The sequence below is a fragment of the Bacillus paramycoides genome (assembly GCF_001884235.1).
In the GTDB taxonomy this organism is placed as follows: Bacteria; Bacillota; Bacilli; order Bacillales; family Bacillaceae_G; genus Bacillus_A; species Bacillus_A paramycoides.
In genome coordinates this window covers 15,905-39,998 of the sequence record NZ_MAOI01000087.1, presented here as the reverse complement: position 1 = coordinate 39,998, position 24,094 = coordinate 15,905, and the positions used below count along the sequence as shown (strand labels likewise).

At 35.6% G+C, this 24,094-nt stretch carries 18 protein-coding genes and 2 pseudogenes; 3 read left to right on the top strand and 17 right to left on the bottom strand.

Annotation, left to right across the window (positions count from 1 at the left end; all coding sequences use genetic code 11):
* Positions 1-17: 17 nt before the first annotated feature.
* From pfkB to BAU28_RS19820, 12 genes are all read right to left on the bottom strand, one after another.
* A complete protein-coding gene (gene pfkB / locus BAU28_RS19875) occupies positions 18-941 on the bottom strand; it encodes a 1-phosphofructokinase (RefSeq protein WP_071719679.1) in 924 nt (307 codons plus the stop codon).
* A 12-nt stretch (positions 942-953) separates the two neighbouring features.
* Complete coding sequence (locus BAU28_RS19870; RefSeq protein WP_071719678.1) at positions 954-1,799, bottom strand: tagatose-bisphosphate aldolase subunit GatY; 846 nt, start codon at positions 1,797-1,799, stop codon at positions 954-956.
* A gap of 4 nt (positions 1,800-1,803) precedes the next feature.
* Entirely contained in the window at positions 1,804-2,967 is a 1,164-nt protein-coding gene (gene nagA / locus BAU28_RS19865) for an N-acetylglucosamine-6-phosphate deacetylase (RefSeq protein ID WP_071719677.1), read from the bottom strand.
* Positions 2,968-2,973: 6 nt separating this feature from the next.
* Complete coding sequence (locus tag BAU28_RS19860; RefSeq protein WP_071719676.1) at positions 2,974-4,161, bottom strand: SIS domain-containing protein; 1,188 nt, start codon at positions 4,159-4,161, stop codon at positions 2,974-2,976.
* A gap of 77 nt (positions 4,162-4,238) precedes the next feature.
* Positions 4,239-4,958 (bottom strand): GntR family transcriptional regulator, encoded by a 720-nt coding sequence (locus tag BAU28_RS19855; protein WP_071719675.1) that lies wholly within the window; start codon positions 4,956-4,958, stop codon positions 4,239-4,241.
* A gap of 110 nt (positions 4,959-5,068) precedes the next feature.
* Complete coding sequence (locus tag BAU28_RS29945; protein ID WP_071719674.1) at positions 5,069-5,281, bottom strand: hypothetical protein; 213 nt, start codon at positions 5,279-5,281, stop codon at positions 5,069-5,071.
* Positions 5,278-7,881, bottom strand: coding sequence for a beta-galactosidase (locus BAU28_RS19845; RefSeq protein WP_071719673.1), 2,604 nt, complete (start codon positions 7,879-7,881; stop codon positions 5,278-5,280). The genes BAU28_RS29945 and BAU28_RS19845 overlap by 4 nt, the downstream gene beginning before the upstream one ends.
* A gap of 131 nt (positions 7,882-8,012) precedes the next feature.
* Positions 8,013-8,720, bottom strand: a complete 708-nt coding sequence (locus BAU28_RS19840; protein ID WP_244158145.1) for a YesL family protein — start codon at positions 8,718-8,720, stop codon at positions 8,013-8,015.
* Between the two features lie 76 nt (positions 8,721-8,796).
* A complete protein-coding gene (locus tag BAU28_RS19835) occupies positions 8,797-10,428 on the bottom strand; it encodes an extracellular solute-binding protein (RefSeq protein WP_071719671.1) in 1,632 nt (543 codons plus the stop codon).
* A 17-nt stretch (positions 10,429-10,445) separates the two neighbouring features.
* Positions 10,446-11,327 carry a carbohydrate ABC transporter permease gene (locus BAU28_RS19830; protein ID WP_071719670.1) on the bottom strand — a complete coding sequence of 294 codons (882 nt, stop codon included), beginning with the start codon at positions 11,325-11,327 and terminating at the stop codon, positions 10,446-10,448.
* Between the two features lie 13 nt (positions 11,328-11,340).
* Positions 11,341-12,324 carry an ABC transporter permease gene (locus BAU28_RS19825; RefSeq protein WP_244158143.1) on the bottom strand — a complete coding sequence of 328 codons (984 nt, stop codon included), beginning with the start codon at positions 12,322-12,324 and terminating at the stop codon, positions 11,341-11,343.
* A gap of 30 nt (positions 12,325-12,354) precedes the next feature.
* Positions 12,355-13,506 carry a Gfo/Idh/MocA family protein gene (locus tag BAU28_RS19820; RefSeq protein WP_071719669.1) on the bottom strand — a complete coding sequence of 384 codons (1,152 nt, stop codon included), beginning with the start codon at positions 13,504-13,506 and terminating at the stop codon, positions 12,355-12,357.
* Positions 13,507-14,292: 786 nt separating this feature from the next.
* Between BAU28_RS19820 and BAU28_RS19815 the strand changes: the two genes are divergently transcribed.
* From BAU28_RS19815 to BAU28_RS19805, 3 genes are all read left to right on the top strand, one after another.
* Positions 14,293-15,156 carry a PucR family transcriptional regulator gene (locus BAU28_RS19815; protein WP_071719668.1) on the top strand — a complete coding sequence of 288 codons (864 nt, stop codon included), beginning with the start codon at positions 14,293-14,295 and terminating at the stop codon, positions 15,154-15,156.
* Between the two features lie 100 nt (positions 15,157-15,256).
* Positions 15,257-16,360 (top strand): ABC transporter ATP-binding protein, encoded by a 1,104-nt coding sequence (locus BAU28_RS19810; protein ID WP_071719667.1) that lies wholly within the window; start codon positions 15,257-15,259, stop codon positions 16,358-16,360.
* 449 nt (positions 16,361-16,809) lie between these two features.
* A complete protein-coding gene (locus BAU28_RS19805) occupies positions 16,810-17,718 on the top strand; it encodes an Rpn family recombination-promoting nuclease/putative transposase (RefSeq protein WP_071719666.1) in 909 nt (302 codons plus the stop codon).
* Between the two features lie 394 nt (positions 17,719-18,112).
* Here the strand turns inward: BAU28_RS19805 and BAU28_RS19800 are convergent, their stop codons facing one another.
* The 5 genes and pseudogenes from BAU28_RS19800 to BAU28_RS19785 all read right to left on the bottom strand — a co-directional run bounded on the left by BAU28_RS19800 (position 18,113) and on the right by BAU28_RS19785 (position 24,048).
* Positions 18,113-19,513, bottom strand: coding sequence for a zinc dependent phospholipase C family protein (locus BAU28_RS19800; protein WP_071719665.1), 1,401 nt, complete (start codon positions 19,511-19,513; stop codon positions 18,113-18,115).
* A gap of 87 nt (positions 19,514-19,600) precedes the next feature.
* The gene (locus BAU28_RS19795; RefSeq protein ID WP_338062016.1) at positions 19,601-21,886 is read right to left on the bottom strand and encodes a M60 family metallopeptidase; all 2,286 of its coding nucleotides are present in this window, start codon (positions 21,884-21,886) and stop codon (positions 19,601-19,603) included.
* A gap of 438 nt (positions 21,887-22,324) precedes the next feature.
* A pseudogene (locus BAU28_RS31680) lies at positions 22,325-22,393 on the bottom strand (transcriptional regulator); the annotation flags it as partial.
* Between the two features lie 51 nt (positions 22,394-22,444).
* Positions 22,445-22,579, bottom strand: a pseudogene (locus tag BAU28_RS19790) (amidohydrolase family protein); the annotation flags it as partial.
* An 80-nt stretch (positions 22,580-22,659) separates the two neighbouring features.
* Complete coding sequence (locus tag BAU28_RS19785) at positions 22,660-24,048, bottom strand: MFS transporter (protein WP_071719664.1); 1,389 nt, start codon at positions 24,046-24,048, stop codon at positions 22,660-22,662.
* Positions 24,049-24,094 lie beyond the last annotated feature (46 nt).

Below are 24,094 nucleotides of genomic sequence, written 5' to 3'. Positions count from 1 at the left end.
TTCTCTCCTTCCTACTTTTATACAATTGTAATTTCGTTATAGAACTTCTCTACAAGTTGAGGTTGTATATAACCTGTTGCTTGCTCTGCTGCATTCGCCATGCCACAAGCAGCAGAAAATCGAAGTGCATCCTTTATCTCATATCCTTTTGCGAGTGCATACGTTATGCCCGCAACCATTGCATCCCCTGAACCAACCGAATTGATAGAGTCTATTTCTGGTAAAATCGCCCTAAACCTCTCATCTTTCGCTATAAGTATCGCCCCTTCTTTTCCAAGTGAAAGAAGAACATACTGTACGCCGCCCCGGCATATTCTAGTTGCCGCTGCGACCATTTCTTCCTGCGATACGTACTGTTTTTGAAGGAACTGACAAATCTCTTGCTTGTTTGGTTTAATTAAAAATGGCTTTCCTTGTATACCATGAGATAATGTTTCCCCACTTGTATCTAATATAAATTTCTTACCATTTTCAGCAGCTTTTTGCGCCAACTGTTTATAAAATGATTTTGGAATACCACTTGGTAAGCTTCCCGATGCAACAATAAACTCAAAGTTGTCTACAATTTTTTCATATTTTTTTATAAAAAGAGCTATTTCATCTTCCGAAATAGCTGGACCTGCTTCTAATATTTCTGTAGCTGAAGCAGAATTCTTTGTTATTAATGCTAAGCAATTGCGAGTTTCTTCTTTAATGGAAACAAACTCGTCTGTAATTGATAGTTCTTTCAACTTTTCTCTTATAAAATCGCCATTTCTGCCACCGAGTAGGCCGCTGCCTGTAATCTCTTCTCCTAATAAACGAAGTACTCTCGATACATTCATACCTTTGCCGCCAGCTGTTTTTTCATATTCTTTCGTGCGGTGTACTTCATATGGCTTTAATTCATCTAACTCATATCGCATATCGACAGATGGATTTAAATTAATCGTTGCAATCATAAGAATAGCACCTTATATACGATTCAAACTTTTACACATCTTTATTTTATCCGCAACGACTCGTTTCATCTCCACAATAGCATCTGCAAAGTATTTTCGCGGATCGTTTTCTTCTGGGTGCGTTTGTAGATAATTGCGTAACGCTGTGACAAATGCAATTTTTAATTCTGTTGCGATATTCACTTTACAAATGCCCAATCTGATTGTTTCTTGCACTAAACTATCAGATAATCCAGATGCTCCATGAAGTACAAGTGGAATATCAACTTGCTTTTGAATATCTGCTAATCTTTGTAAATCTAACTTTGGTTCTCCTTTATATAAACCATGCGCTGTTCCGATCGCAACTGCTAATGAGTCAATATTCGTGCGCTCTACAAATTCTTTTGCTTGATACGGATCTGTATAGATCGAGTTTTCTACTACTATATTTTCTTCAATTCCTGATAATTGACCTAATTCCGCTTCTACTGTTGCTTCGTATTGTTTTGCATACGAAACAACTTCCTGAACAATCTGAATATTTTCTTCAAACGAATGATGTGATGCATCAATCATAACAGAGCGAACCCCTAAATCAATGCAACTTTTAATATCTTCTATATCTTCATGATGATCCAAATGTAGGCTAATTGGTACATCATATCGCGTTCTTGCCGCTTCAATCATATTCACAACAATTTCTTTTCCCATATACTTTATTGTACCTGGTGTTGCCGCGATAATAACAGGTGATCGTAGTTCTACCGCGGTTTCAACTACCGCTTTTAAAGTTTCTAAGTTATGAATATTAAAAGCAGGAACCGCGTATCCACATTCTTGTGCATTTCTTAATATAAATTGAGTTGAAACAAGCATATTCTCAAACCCTTTCCATTTTCTTTTTATATTTCATTTCTCCTCTAACAACTGTTCCGATAAGCTCTAAATCGTCTGTTAATATAAGAAAATCTGCTCTTTTTCCTGGTGCGATGCTCCCAATTTCTCTGTCAGCTCCAATACTTTTGGCAGGAATAAGTGATCCCATATGAACACTTTCCCATAACGATGCATTTGTCCATTTCTTGATATTCTTCACACCATCAATAAATCGAAGTGTGCTCCCTGCTAAAGATCCTGTTTCTGTTCGAGCTACTCCATCTTTTACATGAACAGCAAATTCTCCTAAATGATATATGCCATCTCCTAATAAGCCCGCTCGCATGCAATCACTAACTAGACAGGTTTTATCGTATCCTTTACATTTATACAAAATATTCACTGCACTTGGATGCACATGATGTCCGTCTGCAATGATTTCACTGTACACATGTTCAGTAGAAAGTGCGGCTCCAACAACGCCAGGTTCACGGTGATGTAGCCCCTTCATTCCATTAAACGTATGCACAAAGATTGTCGCTCCTGCTTGAATTGCTTCCTGGCATACTTCATAGTTCGCATCTGTATGACCAATTGCCACGCGAATATTATTTTTTACCGCTTGCTGTATAAAGGCGATAGCACCTTCTCTTTCTGGTGCCATTGCAATTTTTCTAACTGTTCCTTCTGATTCAGCAATCCACTCTTCTAACAACTCAATCGTTGGGTTAATAAAATACTTTGGATTTTGCGCACCTTTATAGGCTTCAGTAAAACAAGGTCCTTCAAGAAAAGCTCCAATAATAGTAGCTCCTGCAACTCCCTTTCTTTTTGCATGAGCTATATTTTGTAAAGCCTTTGTAGTATTTTCTAAAGAATCAGTTAATGTTGTAGGCAAAAAGCTCGTAACACCATTCTCCAATAACTTAATAGAAATATTGTTTAACGATTCATATGTACCATCCATTACATCATGTCCCGCTAAACCATGAATATGTGTATCAACAAACCCCGGAGCAATAATACTCCCTTCAAAATCCATTACCATTGCTCCGTCTACTATTTCTTCAACATGTTTTAGAAAGTAGCCATTTACAATATGTAAATACCCACCTTCACGTACCCTCTCTTCGAGTAAATACATTGATGCTTTGACATAATAATTCATACATTTCTATTCCTTTCCTTTATAAGGATGTACGGTTACACCTTGAACGACACGATTTACACTTCCGCTCGGGCAAGGATTGTCTGGAGTAATACCTAATGCAATAGATTTATATAACGCTAAAATTTGACCATATAATATATAAATAAACGTAATATATACATCATCCTTCAAATCGTTTCCGTCATTGCATAAAAATGTATTGCAATACTGCCTTGCTTCCTGGCTATCTTGATGCGCAATGACAATAATATCGTTTCTATCTTTCTCCTGATAAATTTCTCGTAATAAATCAAGATCATACTTTTTTGTATACTCATCATTAGATAAAAACAATACAACAGCTGTATCTTCATCTAAAATTGATTTTGGTCCATGTCTAAACCCAAGCGGCGTGTCAAACATAACGGGAATGCGGCCAGCCGTTAACTCTAAAAATTTTAGTGCAGCCTCCCTAGAAAGGCCTTCGAATACGCCTGATCCTAAAAATACAATTTTATGAAATTCTTTTTCTGCAATTTGCTTCATTTCCCGTTCTTGCTTTTCGATTACCTTCTTTCCTAGCTGAACAATATCCGTAATGCTAGATTGTAAAAGAGTGATTTCGTTATAGTTACATAATAAAAGTGCCGTTAACATCATTGAGGTAAAACTACCTGTCATCGCAAACCCTCGATCATTTGCCTCCTTTGGCATATACATTACGAAAGCATTCTCTTTATGTTGAAATTGCTTCGCTAAATTCCCCTCATCATTACAAGTTAAAATAATATGGTAAACAGAATGAATCATTTGTTCTGCTAGCTCCACTGCCGCTACACTTTCTGGACTATTACCAGAGCGAGCAAACGATACTAAAATTGTTGGGATATTTGGTTGTAAATAATAATAAGGACTTGAAACGATATTTGTTGTTGGAATACTTTCAATCTGCATTTTCTTTACATCTACTATTCTTTTTATATATGGAACGAGTGTATCTCCAACAAAAGCTGATGTCCCAGCCCCAGTAAAAATAACTCGTACTTGCTCATGCCTTCTTGAAATATGGGAAAAAAACGCTGTAATTTCATGATGATTACTTTGAACATTCGAATATACTTGTTCCCAAAGACCTGGCTGCTGTGCAATCTCTTTCGCGGTAAAACACGCTCCGTATGTTTCTCTTATTTTTTCATTTGCATGTAATAACATGTGCAAACCCCCTTAACATAATTTCGTATCTTATCACGTCATCATTACCAGTCGAATTACAATAAGTATAATGATACTTATTGTAATTCGACTGTGTAAGTAAATTTATCCCCTCTAGCAATCGTCTCTGTGTATTCCATTATATTTTCTTTTGCATATGCGATTCGCTCTAGCAATAAAGATGGTTCATTCGCTTGAACTTGTAACCATTTTGCATGATCTTCATTTGCTGCGATTGCTTTGAAATTTTCTACTGCTCGCGTAATATGAACTTGATATTTTGCACGAAAAATTTCGTACATTGGTGTCTCTTCTAGCTCTGTCTTCGTTAAATATGGAAAAAACTTTACTGGAATATACGATGTTTCAAACAACATTGGTTCTTTATCAGCTAACCTTAGTCTTGTAATTTGATAGACTTCTTCTTCAAACTCAAGCTTCATAATTTTCGCTATTTTCTTGTCGCAATTCATAATAGTAAAGGATACTACTTTTGATGATGGAACTTTCCCAAACTTTTTCATTTCTTCTGTGAAACTATAAAAACGAACAAGACTTTGATTAAATACACGAGGTGAGACGAAACTTCCTTTGCCATGCTTTTTATAAATGTATCCTTCTTTCTCTAACTCTTGCATCGTCTGTCTTACTGTTGTTCTGCTTACATCATGAATCTCACATAACTCACGCTCTGACGGAAGTTTATCATGTTCTTGTAATTTTCCAGTTTCAATTAACTCTACAATAATATCCAGCAGTTGATAATATAGTGGTATTCGATTATCTTTTTCAATCATGTTTTACTCCCTCATCCATAAAGTTGTTATAACCAGTTTATGGTTATTATAACGAATGGAAATAGGAACTACTACCACTTTCTCATATTGAAATGGAAAGCGGTTCTCCATCAGTTAAAATTCTTTTCACCTATATTTCCCCATTTTGAGGTGACTCTTACGATACAGGTTACATTCCTTCCTTCACTTGTTTCATTGTTTTCTGCAATTCTGTTACATATTGTTTCACCTGTTATTCTTGATTTTTCAGCAGCAAAAGCAATTAAATGACTATTTGCCGAAATCATTGCAGACGTTAAGCTTTCTTCATATTTAAGTTTCATTCTTTGCTTCCAGCTTCGACTGTAACCAACTGTTTTTTTTCTGACTGAACAAATGGGCTGTAGGAATGAATCACAACATGATCCGGCGCGAAACCTTCTTCATCAAAAATAACAATTTCATTTTGCTCTTTCAGTAAGGATGCTGGAATCTTATAATCCTCCTGTGGTCCAATGTTCCAGTACCTTCCTAAACATTGGCCGTTTACCCAAAAACATCCTTTGCTCAACTGATTCACACGAAACTTTACAATAGAGCCATTGTCAGGGTTCCAGGTAAAACTACTTTTATGCCAGCGGGGATTAATAGTTTGTTGATCACTATTATTAACAATCTTCCATTCCCTTACCTCGTGTTGCTGGGCAAATGCTTTCGTTTTCCAGCCAGAAATTTGCTCCTTTTCATTAAACAAATAAAGGTCGAAACGACGAATACTAGTAATATTCTGAACATCTAAATCCAAAACATTTTCTCCTTGCTTTAAGGCAGCACTTATATCTGCAACTCCATAAACAGCACTGTTTCTTGACCAGCCCGTTTGACATTCCATCAAAATTTTACCCTTTTCACCATTTACCGTAACACGCGAAACGCCTTCACCAACGAGAAGCGCTCGATCATAACCCTCATTCTCGAAGGTTCTTAAAAAGGCGATACGCCCTTCAATCCTTGGTATTTGCGATAAATGATGTTGAACCCCACAGCCTTCAACCTGCCATTCTCCTCGTAAGGATAAATATTTCCCGTTAAGTGCTGGCGGCTCACTAATGCCCTTCGGTTCCCCTACCACCTGAGAATAGTTGAAGCGTCCCATATTCTGAACGAGGCATGTTAACGTATTTTTCCCTTTTTTCACTGGAACCTCAATTTCAGCAGCCCCAAGCTTGCTAAGCTTCCCGACAAATTGCTGATTACAGAAAACCATAACTGGATCCTCGATGCGAGGAAAGACAACCGTCGTAGTTTGCGTCTCTTCAGTATCAAATTCACTTTCATAGCCTAAGTAGCCGCTAAACTGTCCAAAACTACTGAAATCAAGCGGTTTTTCTGCCTCTTTCACCTTTCCTGTTAAAAAAGAAAGAGGTTCATCTGCCGTTTTCCATGATAAATTATTTAGTGCAGTATCCTTTTCAAGCTCAGGTACAATGACCTCCAGCGATGTTCTTGTGACAACTTCAATAGAATAGCTGGATCCATCCTTAAATAAAAGCTTTATTGTTTGTGATTGACTTCCATGAAATAAATAAAAAGCAATACTGCCGTCTTCTAACTCTTCGAATCGATTTGGTGTTGGACAATAAATTTCTGCCTTTTGGTCAAGCTGTAAAACTAAAGTAGAACGTTGCCCATTTTCGTGATAAATCACCGCATGCCTAGAATCAAAGCCTGTTGTCTGTCCCGTTAATGTTTTAATGGTAAAACGATTTCCTACCTTAACATTGCGGACAATCGGTAAAACGGCATTGGCTTCAATCGTAAACGGAACAAGTTCATTGCCATGTCTCACATGGGATTGCATTCTTTCATTCCTATTATTCTCAATAAATAGTACTTCGCCATGAGGACTGACAATTCGCTCTGATTTAAGGTCACTTGACAGCTTCACATCAGAAGCAGCTTGTTCTGCATTTGTGAATAGCGGTTCCAGCCATTTGACAAATGAATGGTATCTTTTTAATACTTCATATTTTCTGGTTGGCTGTAAATATTCGTCAATGGCGACATCATAATCATATGTTGTCGTACAAAAAATCTGTTCACTAACTGTCCGGCCGCCCCAATGATCAAAATTCGTGCCACCAAAATACATGTAATAATTAATGGCCGTAAATCCATTGCTCAAGAGCTGGTAACACTCACGTTCAAGCTGCTGGGGTGTTTTTTGATTCGCTTTATTTCCACCCCAGTGTTCAAACCAACCAATCCAAAACTCCATGACACCTTTCGGCTGATCGGTAAATCGTTCATCTAAAATCTCAGCGGCACGGTTGGCACCCGACCAAAAATTGCGGAACTCCACAGCACCATCGACTGCTCCATAGCATGTAACGAATGGTACCTCAATGCCCCTTGCAATCATACCATCCCGCAGGTATTCCATATATTGCTTATCAGGTTTACCGTAAGCTTGGAATTCATTTTCAATCTGAACCATGATAACTGAACCATTTTTCGTTAATTGATACTCATCAATAATTGAAATAACCTGATCAAAATATTGATCTACATAGTGTAAAAAACTAGGCTGTGCCGAACGATATTGAATATCCTTTTTCGTAGAGAGCCACCACGGAAATCCGCCAAAATCCCATTCTGCACAAATATATGGACCAGGTCTTGCAATGACATATAATCCTTTATCAGCGCATAATTGAAGAAAATGCGCTAAATCTTTGTCGCCAGAGAAATCCCATTCGCCTTCCTTCATCTCATGGAAATTCCACGGAATATAGGTTTCAATTGTATTACATCCCCCAGCTTTTGCTTTTTCTAAAACCTCATCCCACTCAGCCCTTGGAAGACGGAAATAGTGGATGGCAGCAGATAAAATGAAGATTCTCTTATTATGAATCTTCCAGCTTTTTTTATCATAAGTTATCATGATTTCCCTCCAAAATTCTTAGTAACAGTTTTATAGCTTAGTAGCAAACGGAACTTCTGCCAGCATGTTAATTGGATATCGCTAATAACGAAAAATGTAAATATTGGTTTTTCTATATTTGTTAGAGTCCCTTAAACTTCCTTAGTCTGGTTTTCAGATGGTAATGTTTTTTTATGAAAGAACGGATTCAAACTGGACAATTTAAAGTTGGAAGTCTCTCTCACTTTATTCTCCATCGTATGAAATATATTCATTGACACCCACATAGTAAAAAAGGCTACAACACTAACGCTAAAAAATGGAATTAAACCTGGAACCCACAAAAACAACCTAAATAAAATATAGTAACCGACAGCTAATAGTATCGTATGGAACGGGAAGGATATTCCTAATAATAAGGACATCGTCAAGTATTGCTGCAGCTTAAATTCAAAATGAACAAAAACAGGGATAACATATATTAGTAGGATTAAAAAAAGAATACTAAACGTGATAATGCAAATAAATAATAATAGATGCATGAGCCCATTGGTAAATCGAATAATGGAGAAGTTTAGATAGATCAGGAACCCAATGGAAAACAAAGCAAAGCCTATGGTGTTCGCTTTCCAAAACTCTTTTCGGAAAGTAATCCAATAAATTTCAACTAATGAACGGAGTTGTTCGTTTCCCATCCGCCATTTCCTTATGACTGTAAATAACCCTACAGTTGCCGGCATCAGCCCTAGGATAATGCCCCCCATTAAAGTCAGGGCGATCCAAATGATTTGAAAAATGGCTATTTTCATAACAATTTCCGAAAAATTATAAAACTTCCATATTAGACCATTAGTTTCCATAAACACCATAACCCTCTTCCTAAGAAGAAAACACGTACGGAGAGCCAATATCATCCGTACGGTTCAATCAACTTTTTTATTTTTCCATTCTCTTGTATGCTGCTTCATAAATTTCTATATAACGTTTAACGCCCATTTTTTCTAACGTACTTTTATATTCATTCCATTTAGAGAAATCTGCTTTTCCTGTAATAAAGTTTGCTGTCATTTCTTTCAGATACGTATCCATATCGGTTGAAATTGGTGTTAACTCACTCTGTTCTTCTACCGTAAAGTTAAACGCCGGCCAAACATCATCCAATTTAAGCGATAGCGGTTCTGCTTGTTGAGCATTTGCGGTTGTAGCCTCTTTGCTTTCTGCCCCGTTAAAGTATTTTTGCTTAACAAAACCAGGGTAATAACCACCAGGCCATGTTAGGTATTTACTTACTGCTTGGTCTAGCGTTAATCCATCCGGATTCTTTTTAATTTCATCAACATAATCCAATTTACCCGTTGTTGGATCTTTGGTATAAGTCTTACCTTCGAAGCCCATAAAGAACATTTTTGATCCTTCATCACTATAGAAATGATCGATCCACCTTACCGTCGCTTCAGGACTCTTATTCTGATTCGTAATAACAAACATCCCTATGTTTCCTAAAGGTGAACCAACTGCTGTATTTAATCGATCTCCATGAGGGCCTTTTAATACAGGCATTCCCACAAAGCCACTCAGATTTTCTGTCGTCCCAGGATCAACTCCGTTTATGACGCCAAAGGTATTCTTTGAAGCTTTCGCACTAAACTCTTCCGTTTTAAGAGTGAAGATTTCTTTATCAATTAGACCTTTAGTATAAAGCTTGTTTAAATATTGCAGTAGCTCTTTATATCCATCAGCAGTCGGTACATAGCGCATTTTTTTTGTTTTCGGATCTAAGTCAACATTTGGATTCGCAATTCCATGATTATTTAAGCCGAAAGATCCTTTTAAGGCGTAAATAAATTCATCGATTCCATATGCCCCGCCCCAAGGAATTTCGTCTGCTTTTCCATTACCATTTGGATCACCGTCTTTTATGGCTTGTAATACGGATTCAAATTCATCAAGAGTCGTTGGTTCTTTCAATCCTAATTTATCAAGCCATTCCTTTTTAATCCATGGTGTTCCATAAATGAGCCCCTTGAATTCAGGATCATAAAAAGCCGGAAACCCATAAATTTTTCCATTAGGCATCGTAATCCCTTTTTTCACTAAAGGGTATTTTTCCATAATCTTTTTAAAATTCGGAGCATACTTATCAATTAAGTCATTTAGAGGAATAAATACACCCTGCTGGCCAAATTTTATTAAATCCGTCTTCGGCACTGCAGCTGCGAATAGTACATCTGGATACTCACCGCTTGCAAGCATGAGATTTCGTTTTTCCTTCAAACTTTGTGTTTGGACAGCATCCCACTTAATATGAATATTGGTCATTTTTTCATATTCTTGCCAAAGCATTAAATTGTTCCAATCCTGTGATTGAAAAAACTTTCCCGCAAAGCCTTCCAACTCAATCTTATCTTTTGCAATGGGCATTCCAGTTTGATTTAAATTAGATATTGTGGGTTCCTTTTTATCGTCTTTCTTTTCGGCAGTGGTTTTCTCGTTGGAACATGCGCCTAATACGAGTGAACTCATTAGAACAAACGATAGAATACTAGCTTTTTTCTTTTTATTCTTCATTTCGCAACCCCCTGATTTTATCCTTTAATAGATCCAACCAAAAATCCTTTAACAAAATACCTTTGTAAGAATGGATACAAACTCAACATTGGTAAGTTCGCAAAAATTAAAACCGCATATTTCAGTCCTTCCACACTCATCTGCTGCTTTAAGAAGCTTTCACTCGTTGATTTAACCATATCACTCGTTTGGCTTTGAATAAGAATCTCCCTTAAGATTAATTGAAGTGGAAAAAGTTCTTTATTTTGTAAATAAATTAATGCTGTAAAATAAGAATTCCAGTGTGCAACTGCATAGAATAAAATCATAACGGCAATAACAGGCATAGAAAGAGGCAAAACTATTTTCAGTAGAATTCTAATATTTCCTGCGCCATCAATCATGGCCGCTTCTTGAAGTTCAAGTGGAATGGTCGTTTGGAAAAACGTCCGCATAATAATAATATTAAAAACAGATACGGCATTAGGAATAACCATTACCCAAAAAGTATCAATCATTCCAAGATTTTTGATAAGCAAATAGCTAGGAATTAAACCACCGCTAAAAAACATCGTGAAAACAAATATTCCCATAATCACATTACGGCCAACAAAGTCTGCCCTAGAAAGTGGATACGCTGCCATAATCGTTAATACTACATTAATAGCAGTCCCTACCACCGTATATTTAACCGTATTGAGAAATCCGTTTATAATATCATGATTTGAAAATAATTTTTTGTACGCGTCGAAATTTAACCCCTTTGGCCAAAACCAAATTTCTCCGTTTAACACATGGAGTGGATTGCTAAGCGACGCGCTTATGATAAAGATCAAAGGATAAACAACCAGTAATGCGATGATTGTTAAAAAGAAATAATTGAAAAAATTAAAAACTTTATCGGATGCTGTATTTTCCAATCTAGTTCACCACCTACCATAGACTTGTTTGATTGATTTTTTTAGCAAAGAAATTCACCATTACAAGCATAATGAAATTTATGATTGAGTTGAATAACCCTATTGCAGCAGAAAAGCTGTATTCAGCTTGTTCGATACCGCTGCGATAAACAAAGGTAGATATAACGTCTGATGTCGACATGTTTAGGGTATTTTGCATTAAGAAAACTTTTTCAAATCCAACTGACATAACAGATCCTGCATTTAGAATAAATAGAATAATAATCGTTGGCATAATCGTTGGGATATTAATATGCCATATTCTTTGAAATCTCGAAGCACCGTCAATCATTGCTGATTCATGTAAGGAATAGTCAACAGCAGTTAAAGCAGAAAGATAAATAATAGAACTCCACCCCATGGTTTGCCATACATCGGAAAACACGTATAATGTTTTAAACCAACTTGGTTCCGACATAAATGCGATTGGTTTTCCACCCACTAGAATAATAATTTGATTGATTAATCCATCCGGCTTTAAAAAAAGGATTAACATCCCGACTACTACTACTGTAGATAAAAAGTGAGGAGCATAAATAATGGTTTGTACGAATTTTTTAAACTTAGAATTTCTTACTTCATTTAGCATGAGGGCAATGATGATTGGAATCGGGAATGCTACTGCTAGTGTATAAATACCAATAATCAACGTATTTTTAATAAGTCTCCAAAAATAGTAACTATTAAAAAAACGCTCAAAGTGTTTCATCCCTACCCATGGACTATCCCATATCCCTAGCGTTGCAATAAAATCTTTAAAAGCAATTTGCACGCCGTACATTGGGATATAATGAAACACAATAAAGTAAGCGATTACAGGAGAAATCAATAAATAAAGTTCCCAATTTTTACGGAACGACTTCTGTAAAATTGTCCACTTTGACAAAGACGCTTCTGATTTTTTTTCTAATATGTTAGCGTGTTGCATACGAGTCTCGCTTTGAATAATTTTTTCCAAATTCTCTCCCCCTTCTCATACAGAAGCTAATCACACATACTTGACAGTTGAACCTTGACCGATCTTAATAACCTTTCCACCAGAGCGAATGGACTCAGTCGCTGCACAGCCGACCGCAACACTCATTCTTCCCGCATATGGTGTGGTTAAAGGCTGCTTGTTGTTTAAAACTAGTTCGACAAAGTCTCTGCATATTTTGGGATCCGCACCACCGTGGCTGCCTTGTTCTTTTTTCATGTCATAGGTTATGTCGCTAAGTTCATTCCAGGAGTTTGATTTTCTCGTTTTCACATATACTTTTTCATTTACATCATCATTCTCTACTCTGCCTTTTGTACCGATAAAGGTATAGTTTCTTGAATAATCTGGTGTAAAGTGGCATTGCAAGTAGGAAGCTTTAATTCCGCCTTCAAGTTCCATAATCAACATATTATTGTCCTCAACATCGATTTCTTCTCGGAAAGCGCATTGGGTTAATACGTTCAGACTCGCTTCCGTACAAGTATCCTTTTCATCACAAGTAGGACAGGTTAATGTATTTGGTTTATCTCCACCGTAAAAATCTAGTCCCCCAAAAGCCGAAACATTTTTTGTATATTTTCCAGTAATCCAATGGATCACATCAAGATCATGAGAACCCTTTTGCAATAAAAGCGAAGTCGTATTTTTAGCTGTTCCATGCCAGTCATGGTAATAATAGTATCCGCCAAATCCGACAAAATGTCTTACCCAAACGGCTTTAAGATCACCGATTACCCCTGAATCAATAATCTCTTTCATTGTTTGGTACATACTCATATAACGCATATTAAAACCAACCATTAAATGCTTTCCAGACTTTTCCGCTTGTTCGATAATCCGGTCACATCCTTCTACTGTGATCGCTAAGGGCTTTTCACAATAGACGTGCTTACCAGCTTGAAGTGCCGCAATGGCATGCTCTTCATGTAAATAATCGGGAGACAAAATGGCAACAGCATCAATATCCGTGCGTGCGAGTAACTCTTTATAATCGGTGGTAATATATGCATGTTGGTTAATTTTTTCTTGAAAGGTTTTCAATCTTTCTATCGAAACATCGGCTGCAGCAACGACAACTGAATTTCCACCTGGGTTATGCCAATACTTTGCAATACCACTCCGAAGTCCTGCACCAATAATCCCAATTCTTACAGTTTTCATTTGATACTTCCTCCTATCCCTTCTTCTTATCCCTGCTACTTTTGATTATTCCTCTTGGTAAACCACCTCCTTAAAGTCTTGTGGAAGTATTTCCTTATTATCATCCAAATGTTTTCTACCTAGTTTTTAAAGATGACGTGTTTGCTTTTTCGCCACCATTAGAACATCCTGCTGCTACAAATAACAATGCTGACAAAAAGAATATAAGCCACTTTTTCATCCCATTTTCACCGGTGCATTTATTACACACTAATGGTTAGTTGAACTAACTAACGATCTTTTACAAAAAGATTTGTATTTTAGACCAAGTATTTTTCCCCATAAATAAAACGTTTACAAATAAGTGTTTTTATTTGTAAGAAACATTTTTTGTTCTTTCTATCACGCAGATATAATGATGTCACTACCAGTTGAACTAACAAACTATGACTACTATATTGATTATGTATATGACAGATTCAATTATGATATAATGTTGTCATTACCAGTTGTTATGAAGTATACCATCACAACTTTTTCTTCTGCAATATATTTTCTGAATTTTTTTAAAATTTTTTTATCACTCAACAAACTTATTCTATATTTATTTTGTAATGCAAACTATGAATTGAATTGCCTATAAAAAAAACATTTTTTTTATAAAATATATTCTTTCTATTAAAATCGGATTGATGAAGATTAATCATTAATACAAGATAAAGAAATCCTCCCCTCAAGTTTTTAGTTTACCTTGTCCTAACGAATAGCGAAAAATGAAGCCTAATTCATATAAAAGGGAGTGTTCCTATGATTCAAAAATTAAAATCATATTATGGTAAAGATATAAAGATTAATGAAGCCGTGTTGTCTGAGGATTATAGCTGGTTTTTAGTTGAAGAACATAAAGTAGGGATTCGAAAAACTCGATTACATAAAAAGGAACATCTATTGCTTTCATCTATCTTAACACCTATTCATACTGATACATTTTATGAAACAGAAAAAGAAAAATCATGGTATGAAGTATTATATAAAAATAAGAACATCCCTATAGTATCGGTTCGTTTTTTACATTTCTTCACAACGCGCCCTATAGTAGAAAGAGAAGAATTTCAATACGCTTTACAGTCTATGTTTTCTTTCACCACTACAACAATATGGGAAACTTCGCAAACTGGCGCCCTCATCTTAGAAGAAAATGTACCGGAGTCTGTATTGCAAGCAGCCCTTGATACACTAGAAACAGATTTTTTTATATCTCTATCCTTTTTTATGGGAAGACACTATACACAAACAAATGAAATTGCTCGACTATATCAATGGGAGCGAAATTTATTTTCTGTTCTTTCTCCCTATTTATCGCAAAAAATTATACACATTGAACAACTACTCCCTTATCAATTAATGATCTCATTACCGAAAGAAGAAAGAGAAAAATACACGAATCAATTATTAGCACACATTTCTAATAACAAGGAACTAATAGATAGTGTTAAAGTATTCTTCCAATGTAATTTAAATGTATCACTTGCAGCTAAACAATTATATTTACATCGTAATACTTTACAATATCGAATTGATAAATTCATTGAAAAGACAGGAATTAATATAAAAACTTTTGAAGGTGCAGTAACAGTTTATCTGGCTTTTCTTTCATTGGATATTTCGTAAACTTGCATAAAAACCTCTCATTCTTTTGTGCACCCTGCCAATTTACCTACGCCTTAAATAATCTTATAATTCAATTAATTAAAAAGAGGAGTGAGTAATCATGACAGAACTTGTATTAGATCATATTTTTAAAGTTTATGATAATAAAACGACTGCTGTTTCTGATTTTAATTTACATATTGAGGATAAAGAGTTTATCGTATTTGTCGGACCTTCTGGATGTGGAAAATCAACAACTCTACGTATGATTGCTGGTCTAGAAGACATTTCTAATGGTTCATTTTATATTGATGGAGTGCGCATGAATGATGTTGCTCCAAAAGATCGCAACATTGCAATGGTATTTCAGAATTACGCACTATATCCACATATGTCCGTTTATGAGAATATGGCTTTTGGCTTGAAACTACGAAAACTCCCAAAAGCTGAAATTAATCACCGTGTAACTGAGGCGGCGAAAATCTTAGGGCTTGAAGATTACTTACAACGAAAACCAAAAGCATTATCAGGTGGACAACGCCAACGTGTTGCGCTAGGAAGAGCTATCGTTCGTGACGCAAAAGTATTTTTAATGGACGAGCCTCTATCCAATTTAGACGCAAAATTACGCGTAAGTATGCGTTCAGAAATCTCTAAACTTCATCGCCGTTTAAACACAACCACTGTATATGTGACACATGATCAAACAGAAGCAATGACAATGGCATCGCGCCTAGTCGTTATGAAAGATGGACTCATTCAGCAAGTTGGTACTCCAAAAGAAGTATATGATAATCCTGAAAACATTTTTGTTGGCGGATTCATTGGTTCTCCAGCTATGAATTTCTTTACCGGAACATTACAAGATAAATATTTTCATATAGAAAATATTCGCTTCAAAGTACCAGATGGTCTACTAAAAACATTAAACAAAAAGGGGTATAATGGAAAAGCAATCATACTCGGTATTCGTCCTGAAGACATTCATGATGAACCAATTGTTCTTCAATCTTCTCCTGAATCCACTGTCGAAATTACAGTAGAAGTTGCTGAATTATTAGGTGCTGAAACGATGGTTCATGGTAAACTTGCGAGCCAAAACTTTATTGCACGAATCAATGCCCGTTCAGAAATTAAAGCTACCGATAAAATTCCGTTAGCTTTTAGTTTAACTAAAGCTCATTTTTTCGATATTGATACAGAACAACGTATACGTAATAAATAGACATACTTGATTAAAGTATAAACCAGTCTTCTTCCTGATCCTTCTGTACTATTTACCTAAGAAAGGCCAGGAAGATTCTATTTGATATTTTATTTTTTTACAAGTATTATATTTAATCCTTTTCGTTTTCTATTGCTAACACCAGTTCTGGTGCAAAAATAAAATAAAAGAGAATAAAGCGCATATATTCAAGAATCAAACCTAATTTAAGTACGGAAAATTTAAGGGAAAGACTTATATCCCTATGAAATCAAGGTTTGTTACTTTTATAAATTACTTAGCGTACAATTTTCTCAAAATGATATGGTGACCCCAAATAGTCTTCGATAATCTATTGTGTATATTTGTATGCATCCCCTATATAAATCCTAGGGGATTGTTTGCATGTTGACTTTGTTTTTATGTACAATAAAGGTAAAGATATAGTCTGAAACAGGAAGAGGAAAACCATGTCCAATTCATTAGTAAATTTACGTATCGATTTTGCATTTAAGCAGTTATTTGGCACAAATGGGAATGAAGATATTTTAGTTGCTTTTTTAAATGCCATATTAAAAGATTCTTTAGAATCACCTATTGTTTCCCTGCAATTAGAAGATCCACATTTGCATCGAGAATATGAAGAAGATAAATTATCGATTTTAGATATTTCGGCTACATTAAATACAGGAACAAAGGTAAATGTAGAAATACAATTGAATAACAATCACGATATGATCAAACGAAGCTTGTATTATTGGGGAAGGTTATACACCTCTCAATTGCAAAAAGGAATGCCTTATAGCTCACTTCATAAAACGATTACGATTAACTTGTTAAACTTTGTGATGTTTCCAGAATATGAAGCGTTTCATACAACAGGAATCCTTTGGAATCAGCAACAACAAAAGTTATTAAGTGACGATATAGAAGTTCATATTGTAGAGATTCCAAAGTTACTACAGCAATGGCGCGAAGAGAAAGTCAATCCGTGGGAAGATTCGTTTGTTCGTTGGTTATTATTATTACCAGCGAATGAAGATGAACATCTCACACAAACATTGGAGGACATTGCCATGAACCAAGATCCGATTTTACAAAAAGCAATGAATAAGTGGGAACGTATGAGTCAGGATTCTTCTTTCCGTCAAGCATATGAGGCAAGAGAAAAGGCCTTAATGGATGAGGCTGCAAAGTTTGCTCATGCTCGTAATGAGGGGAAAAAAGAAGGAATTCAAGAAGGAATTCAAGAAGGGGTTCAGCAAGGGAAAATACAGATGATTAAAGGTATGCATGAACTTGGTGTACCACTTGAAACGATTGCTAAAGCCAGTAAATTAGGCATAGATGAGGTTGAACGTATTTTAGAACAAAAATAATCAGCATCAAAAAAAGAACCTATTAATTGGGTTCTTTTTTTGAGCTATTTGTCAACTAAGGGTAGCACCAAATAATTTTTTATCGATTTATGGTACATCTAGTGAAAAACACCTAATAATCAACTCGCTTTAGAACTGTTTAATGAGGCTGAGAAAGAAAATGATTCTGAAACCCCTGAACCAGCAGTTGAAACAATCACCTATCGTCGTAAAAGGAAAGACGGTCATAGGGATTAGTCTGTCCAAAACCTTACGGTTGAAACGATTGAACATCGTTTACCTAATGAGGAACAGCTTTGTTCTTGCCGTGGTCAATGGATTTACCATCTAGTAGTAGAGTGCCGAATAAAAAACACACTCGTTCTGATTAGGAACGAGTGTGTTTCTTTTTAGGTTATCTGAAAGGTACAAACTTCCATGAGCTAGGTTTTTGTGTTTTTTCACCTAGTACAATCCAACTTTTCTCTGCATTTATATTCTCATAATTTAATGGATAGCCATCTGTAAAAATATTATATTCTGTAGGATTATCCGGGTTAATTTGAATTTTAAAGTCGGCTAAACTATCAGATTTTTGAGCAAGGTGAATCCAACTGGAATAATTAGACCAATTTAAATATTGAAATTGATCATAATTCGAGTGCTTCATGCGAAGATATATACTCTCCCCATGGTGTAGCTTTGCATCATTTTCTTTGTAGAACTCAAATTCTATAGGTGTACCAGATAAAGCATTGTTCTCTTTATTTGCAAGTAAAACATAATCGTAACGGTTTACTGCATACCATTCAAATGCTAGCCCTTGATAAGGTGATTCACTTGGTACGATATAATAGCTTTTCCCTGCTTCTATGACGTTTCCTGCTATATCATAGATTAATGCAGTCTCTATACTTGGAGCTTGCACATTTTTAGCAAACGTCTTAAACCAAAGATTTAAGAAACCTGCTGTATTACGCTGAGCTTCTCCTAAGCTTCGCTGCACAGCTGGGGTAACCATTTCTTGCCACAATTGCGCCTTACCGCTATTGTAATACTCAAATGTTTTATCATTAGCAATATTTTGGATTTCAGGTTTAGCTAATTGGGCTGCATAATCAATCCATTCTTCAGGTGTAGATAGAGAGTCATTATAATTCCCTCCAGTATTGACTGCAAATTGATTTTGAATGGTTGTAACATAATTTTCAAAGTAGCTATGATATTTTATAGCTCTCGTATCAATTGCGGTAAAATTAGCTGCATGCATAGGTTGTGTCGCATCTGTAAAGTAGTGCGTGGCTACCCCTAAGTAATAGAAAGCTTTTTCATAGTCTTTATTTCGTAAATGTTCTCCAGATTCATAAAAGTATTTCTTGCCTTGTGTAAGAGCGGTTGGATCTGTTTCTCCTCTGTAATTTTCTTTAGTATCAGGATCATAAAAATGGGATTTCCATCCGCCTTTAAAAACGCCGCCTATTCCCGTTCCACCATCGTTAAACTCTGCATTATAATCTGCATCATATAATCCTTTAGAAAATAGATCTTTATATTGCGGATAATTTAAGAACTCCACAGCTTGCTTATTTGCTTCAACATTAGATTCTGTTTTCATAATTTCAATAGCTTGTTTTGCAATCCATAAATGTGTACTTTTATCAGAATGATACGGAGCTTCTGCAGACCATCGTGCAGTGATAGGATCAGTCTCAGTTAAATCAATTTGATCGAGATGAGCATAGCTACTTTGAGGGGCTACTCCTAAAATAGTTAAAGTCATTCCAGCTATACATAGTGTTGATGTGATTTTTTTCATTTTTTGTTCCTTTCTAAATATAAAGATATAATTATTTTAAAGGTAGTAATATAAACTTATACTATGATACTTAACTTTATTTTCTTATTATTGATGAGATCGCCCATTTAAAATTGCATTATATAAAAACTGTGCATACTGTTCCCGTGTAACTTTCATATCCGGAGCAAATTTCCCTTCACCAATACCTGCTGCAATATGGTTCGATTGTACGGCACTAATTGCATCTGTTGCCCATGAATTCGCTGGAACATCGTTGAAATTATGTGGAGCCTTCACATTCAATCTAAAAGCTTTCGTAATAACTTGAGCCATTTCTGCACGTGTTAATGTAGCTTTCGGTCTAAAGTTTCCTTGATCATCGCCTTGGAAAATCCCTAGCTTAGTTAAAGCTAGTATTTCCTCAGGAAACATTGTTGAATTTTGATCGATATCTCCGTATGGATTTTCATATTTATCTTGTTTTTCTATATGCAAAGTACGGTAAATTAATGCCGCTACTTGTTCACGTGTTACATTATCACCCATACCAAATATTCCATTCCCATAACCTGCAATAATTCCTTTATTCGCTAAATCATGAATCGCATTAAATGCCCAGTGTCCTTGTGGGACATCCTTAAATGTATTTCTATTTACTCCCGCATCAATTGTTAAATCATCATGTAAAAGAGTAATAGCATCTGTTACCCCAGTCTCACTTACATTAGAGTCAACTGTTACATCTTGCCCACTTTGTTTTGGCATGAATATATACCCGGTAAGCTTCTCTACTTGTACACGATATGTGTTTTCTATTAATCCATCAAACAAATAGTGGCCTTCTTTATCTGTTTTTACTTCTTTTAATCCATTCCCATCTTTATTTAACAGTTGAACACGAACGCCTTCCATTCCTTTTTCACTTTGATCTTGAATACCATTTTGGTTACTATCTTCCCATACTCGGCCACCTAATTTGAGCACATTCGCTTTAACAGGCTTAGAATCAGTTGCTTCCCAAATAGGAGCGATTAATATTGGATAGTTCAAAGCCTCTATTTTTTGCCGCGTTTCTTGCGATGCTTTCAGACCCCATTGATCAAAAAATGGTAGTAAATTTTGCTTCGCTACTTTCGATGTATTATAAATAAATGCTTGTATTTTCTCTTCATCCGTTTTTGGAAGTTGATCTTCTGGTAATTCACGGTATAGTTTGTGAAGATTTGGATAAAAATCATCACCATATGCTAATTGAAGTTGCCAAATCATCACAAGCTTCACGAACAAGTCGTCAATATTTTTATAATCTTTATCTGTTTGTTTTAAGTATTGAAAGGCTCTATCATAATCCCCCTCTTTTTCTAAACGTGTTGGTTGATTCGGGAATAATTGCTTTTGTGCAGCTAAAGAGTATAAGTTAACTGTAACTTCAGTCATTCCTCTCAAATCATGATTCCACGTCCATGGATATTGTTGTCTTGCGTGTCCTGCTTCATGCATTTGTCCCCATCCAAATTTATTTACATTTAAAGCACTTTCGATTGCGTTACCAGCAGTAGTAAATGCAGCTCCATCCAAACTTGCATACATACCCCAGTCTGGTTTGTTAGGATTTTCTACAAAAGCCCAAATGCGACGAGTCGAACAATGTAAAGGATTAGGGTCTTTTTCCGATAACCCTGATATCTTATCTTGTGCTCGAATCATTTCATCATATTTTTTTAATAGAGGAACAGGATCTTGATTCACAATATATTTCTTGGCACTATCCTGCGTAACAGTAAGTACTGCTTTTTCTGATTTCAATTGTACCGCATGTGCATCTGGATACTTGTTCATCATCGCAATCCAGTCTTCTTTCGTATGCTTCCCCAGTTCAAAGAATGGAACAGGGCTTCCGCCTTGTGTTACTTTCACCTTAACTGTTCCTGTATCTTGAGGGTTATCAAATCCTATTAAACCACCGTTTGGAGAGGAGATGGTATTAGAACCTGGAGAAAGATTAACTTCTTTTCCCCATTCTTTATCATATTGATGCGTCCCAATAATCGCTCTAATCTTTTGTGTTCCCGATACTTCAATTGTAACTTGTTCATTCGGTTTTACATAAATTCCTGTTGGCATATAGGTTTTTTGATTACTTCTTCTTTCTCTTTTTGCTTCATCCCCATAACTCCCTGTAGCTGGAAGATCAAACTCCCTCTGTTCATATTGGTTTGTAGTCTGTGCAGCAATCGTTTCAGCATGAACAATCAAGCCATTTGTCATGATAGGTGAAAATAATGTAGTAGTCAAAATAGCAGATGTCGCAAGTACTTTCATCGGTTTTTGAAACATATAATAATTCCCTTTCTGCATATAAATAATCCTTCCCTTTTCAATTAGTTCCATTAAAGTCCTTTCGCTGAATGAATGTAATTAATTTCGATTTCCTGTCGGTTTAATTTTTCGAAAATTAAGAAATAAGTTCTCGTAAATCTTCCTATAGTTTGATAAATATAATACATAACCGAAGAAAGAAATCTCCATCCTTATTCATACTAAATAATTACGAAAGGTAGGATATGGGAATGGAACGAACCCATTTCCTTTTTTTCTTACTACTACGAACTTAACATCAAACAGGTCGTACAGCAATAAAATTTGACAATTCCAGCTATTTTTCGACATTTTTTGCCACCTTACTAAAATAATGGTTTGTCTTATTACCCTTATTCCTACTTTTCGGAGGGATGGGCAAAAACACCCACCTTAGAACCTTACAAAGAATAGCACCCACATCTAATTTTTAAACAAACCGAAAAAGCCTTTCCATTTTTGTTTCTGATATTAATTCTGCATATCTCTAATGTTTTCAAGCAATAACTGATCTCGTTTCTCTAACTTCTCTTCTATAAAATAAACACGAAAAGAGAGTCCCTTTTCCCAAAAGGCACTCTCTTTTTTCAATTAGATAGTTTCTCCATGCACTAAACAAAATAGATTAGCTTTAGCTGATTTTCCTAGCTCGATTGAACCAGTTTTACTATCAAGACCTAATGATTTGGCAGGCTTAATTGTATAAGCATCAATAGCTGCGTATACTTTTTTCACCAATGCTTAGCTTGATAGCAATGGGATATGGAGTTCTAACATGAAAAAATCATTTAAAGATTTTTATACATCTATTTTGTCGCTTTTCGTCCTACTAATACCCAGTATATAGATAAACTAAACAGGGTAATTAGTGCGAGAATGAATAGGATGTTACTAAACATAGAAGCATCTGGATTGCTTATAAGCCCTAGTAAATTTGTTCTCATTGCAGAATGGTCCATCATTGCGGCTGTATAGGCAATTCCGATTGACATAGCGACACTAAGTGTTAAATTATAAAATCCGATTGCTGTTCCTGTTTTTTCTTTCTCAATTGTACAAATGCAAGAATCAAGTAATGGTGCATACATGAATGCAAATGAACTAGAGAATAAAATCATGGATATTATGAATACAACAACAGAAGTTTTTACAAAGAATCCGCCTAATAGTAAGCTGACTATAATGCTCGACATAGCGATTGTAATACATTGCTTGCTTCCCAAAACCTTCGCAACTTTTCCAGAAAGAGCCCCGATTATAGTAGCTGCTATATAGCCTGGAATCAATAATAGTGAAATGGTATCTAGCTTCAAACCATAAACCTTTTCCAGCAAGAATGGAAATAAGAAAACATATGCTAACTGTACAGAGTAAATTATAAAAGCAACTCCAAGCAATGAAATAAACTGTTTATTTTGAAAGAATGATATTCCGATAAAAGCTTTTGAGTTCTTGCTGATATAAGTAAGGAATAAGGTAATTGCAACAATAAACAACAGAAGGTAAATCCAATTGAAATCGGTAATATATAGTAGTAAGGATGCTGAAATGGCTCCAACTAGAACTAATCCTAATACATCTACACTACTGTTTTTCACTTCTTCCTTAGGAAGATACTTTAAAATAAAAGGAAGGGTGAAAAGTGTTACAAAAGAAAGTAAAAACAGAGTTGTCCAATGGAAATATGTTGAAACATAACCTCCGGTTAATGCACCTATAAGCTGTGAAAGAGCAAAACCGCTTGTACTTAATCCTAAGAATTTCTTTTGTTCATTTGCAGGTAAATGTTTTGTTACAAATATCACGTATAAGGTTTCAGCTGATGCTAGACCGGCAGTTTGGATAATTCGTGAGATAACAACTAGTAAAAACGAGTGTTGAAAAATATACCCCATGGCTGAACCAGCACATATTAAAATAATACCGATGCTAAAAAGTTTTCTGATACTAACAGAATCCGCTAAAGTTGCGTAAACCACTGCCCCAATTCCAATTACAAGTCCTGCTAGGGTTGCTTGCCAGCTAACTGTTGTCACTGAAATGTGAAAATCCTTTGCCATGTCAACAGAAATAATCTTAAACGAATTGTCAATTACCAAACATAATAGAAATAACAGTAAGATAACGGGTACTGCTTTCTTAGCACTATATTCCTGAGTTTTCTTCATGCTCACATTTTCATTAATGGTAGACATTGCTATATTCCTCTTTTCTTGTTGTTCAGGAAATTGTCTCCCTGAT

Excerpts from the sequence above, each read along its gene's own strand:
- pfkB (WP_071719679.1), bottom strand. The coding sequence starts at position 941 with ATGATTGCAACGATTAATTTAAATCCATCTGTCGATATGCGATATGAG.
- BAU28_RS19870 (WP_071719678.1), bottom strand. The coding sequence starts at position 1,799 with ATGCTTGTTTCAACTCAATTTATATTAAGAAATGCACAAGAATGTGGA.
- nagA (WP_071719677.1), bottom strand. The coding sequence starts at position 2,967 with ATGAATTATTATGTCAAAGCATCAATGTATTTACTCGAAGAGAGGGTA.
- BAU28_RS19860 (WP_071719676.1), bottom strand. The coding sequence starts at position 4,161 with ATGTTATTACATGCAAATGAAAAAATAAGAGAAACATACGGAGCGTGT.
- BAU28_RS19855 (WP_071719675.1), bottom strand. The coding sequence starts at position 4,958 with ATGATTGAAAAAGATAATCGAATACCACTATATTATCAACTGCTGGAT.
- BAU28_RS29945 (WP_071719674.1), bottom strand. The coding sequence starts at position 5,281 with ATGAAACTTAAATATGAAGAAAGCTTAACGTCTGCAATGATTTCGGCA.
- BAU28_RS19845 (WP_071719673.1), bottom strand. The coding sequence starts at position 7,881 with ATGATAACTTATGATAAAAAAAGCTGGAAGATTCATAATAAGAGAATC.
- BAU28_RS19840 (WP_244158145.1), bottom strand. The coding sequence starts at position 8,720 with ATGGAAACTAATGGTCTAATATGGAAGTTTTATAATTTTTCGGAAATT.
- BAU28_RS19835 (WP_071719671.1), bottom strand. The coding sequence starts at position 10,428 with ATGAAGAATAAAAAGAAAAAAGCTAGTATTCTATCGTTTGTTCTAATG.
- BAU28_RS19820 (WP_071719669.1), bottom strand. The coding sequence starts at position 13,506 with ATGAAAACTGTAAGAATTGGGATTATTGGTGCAGGACTTCGGAGTGGT.
- BAU28_RS19815 (WP_071719668.1), top strand. The coding sequence starts at position 14,293 with ATGATTCAAAAATTAAAATCATATTATGGTAAAGATATAAAGATTAAT.
- BAU28_RS19810 (WP_071719667.1), top strand. The coding sequence starts at position 15,257 with ATGACAGAACTTGTATTAGATCATATTTTTAAAGTTTATGATAATAAA.
- BAU28_RS19805 (WP_071719666.1), top strand. The coding sequence starts at position 16,810 with ATGTCCAATTCATTAGTAAATTTACGTATCGATTTTGCATTTAAGCAG.
- BAU28_RS19800 (WP_071719665.1), bottom strand. The coding sequence starts at position 19,513 with ATGAAAAAAATCACATCAACACTATGTATAGCTGGAATGACTTTAACT.
- BAU28_RS19795 (WP_338062016.1), bottom strand. The coding sequence starts at position 21,886 with ATGGAACTAATTGAAAAGGGAAGGATTATTTATATGCAGAAAGGGAAT.
- BAU28_RS19785 (WP_071719664.1), bottom strand. The coding sequence starts at position 24,048 with ATGTCTACCATTAATGAAAATGTGAGCATGAAGAAAACTCAGGAATAT.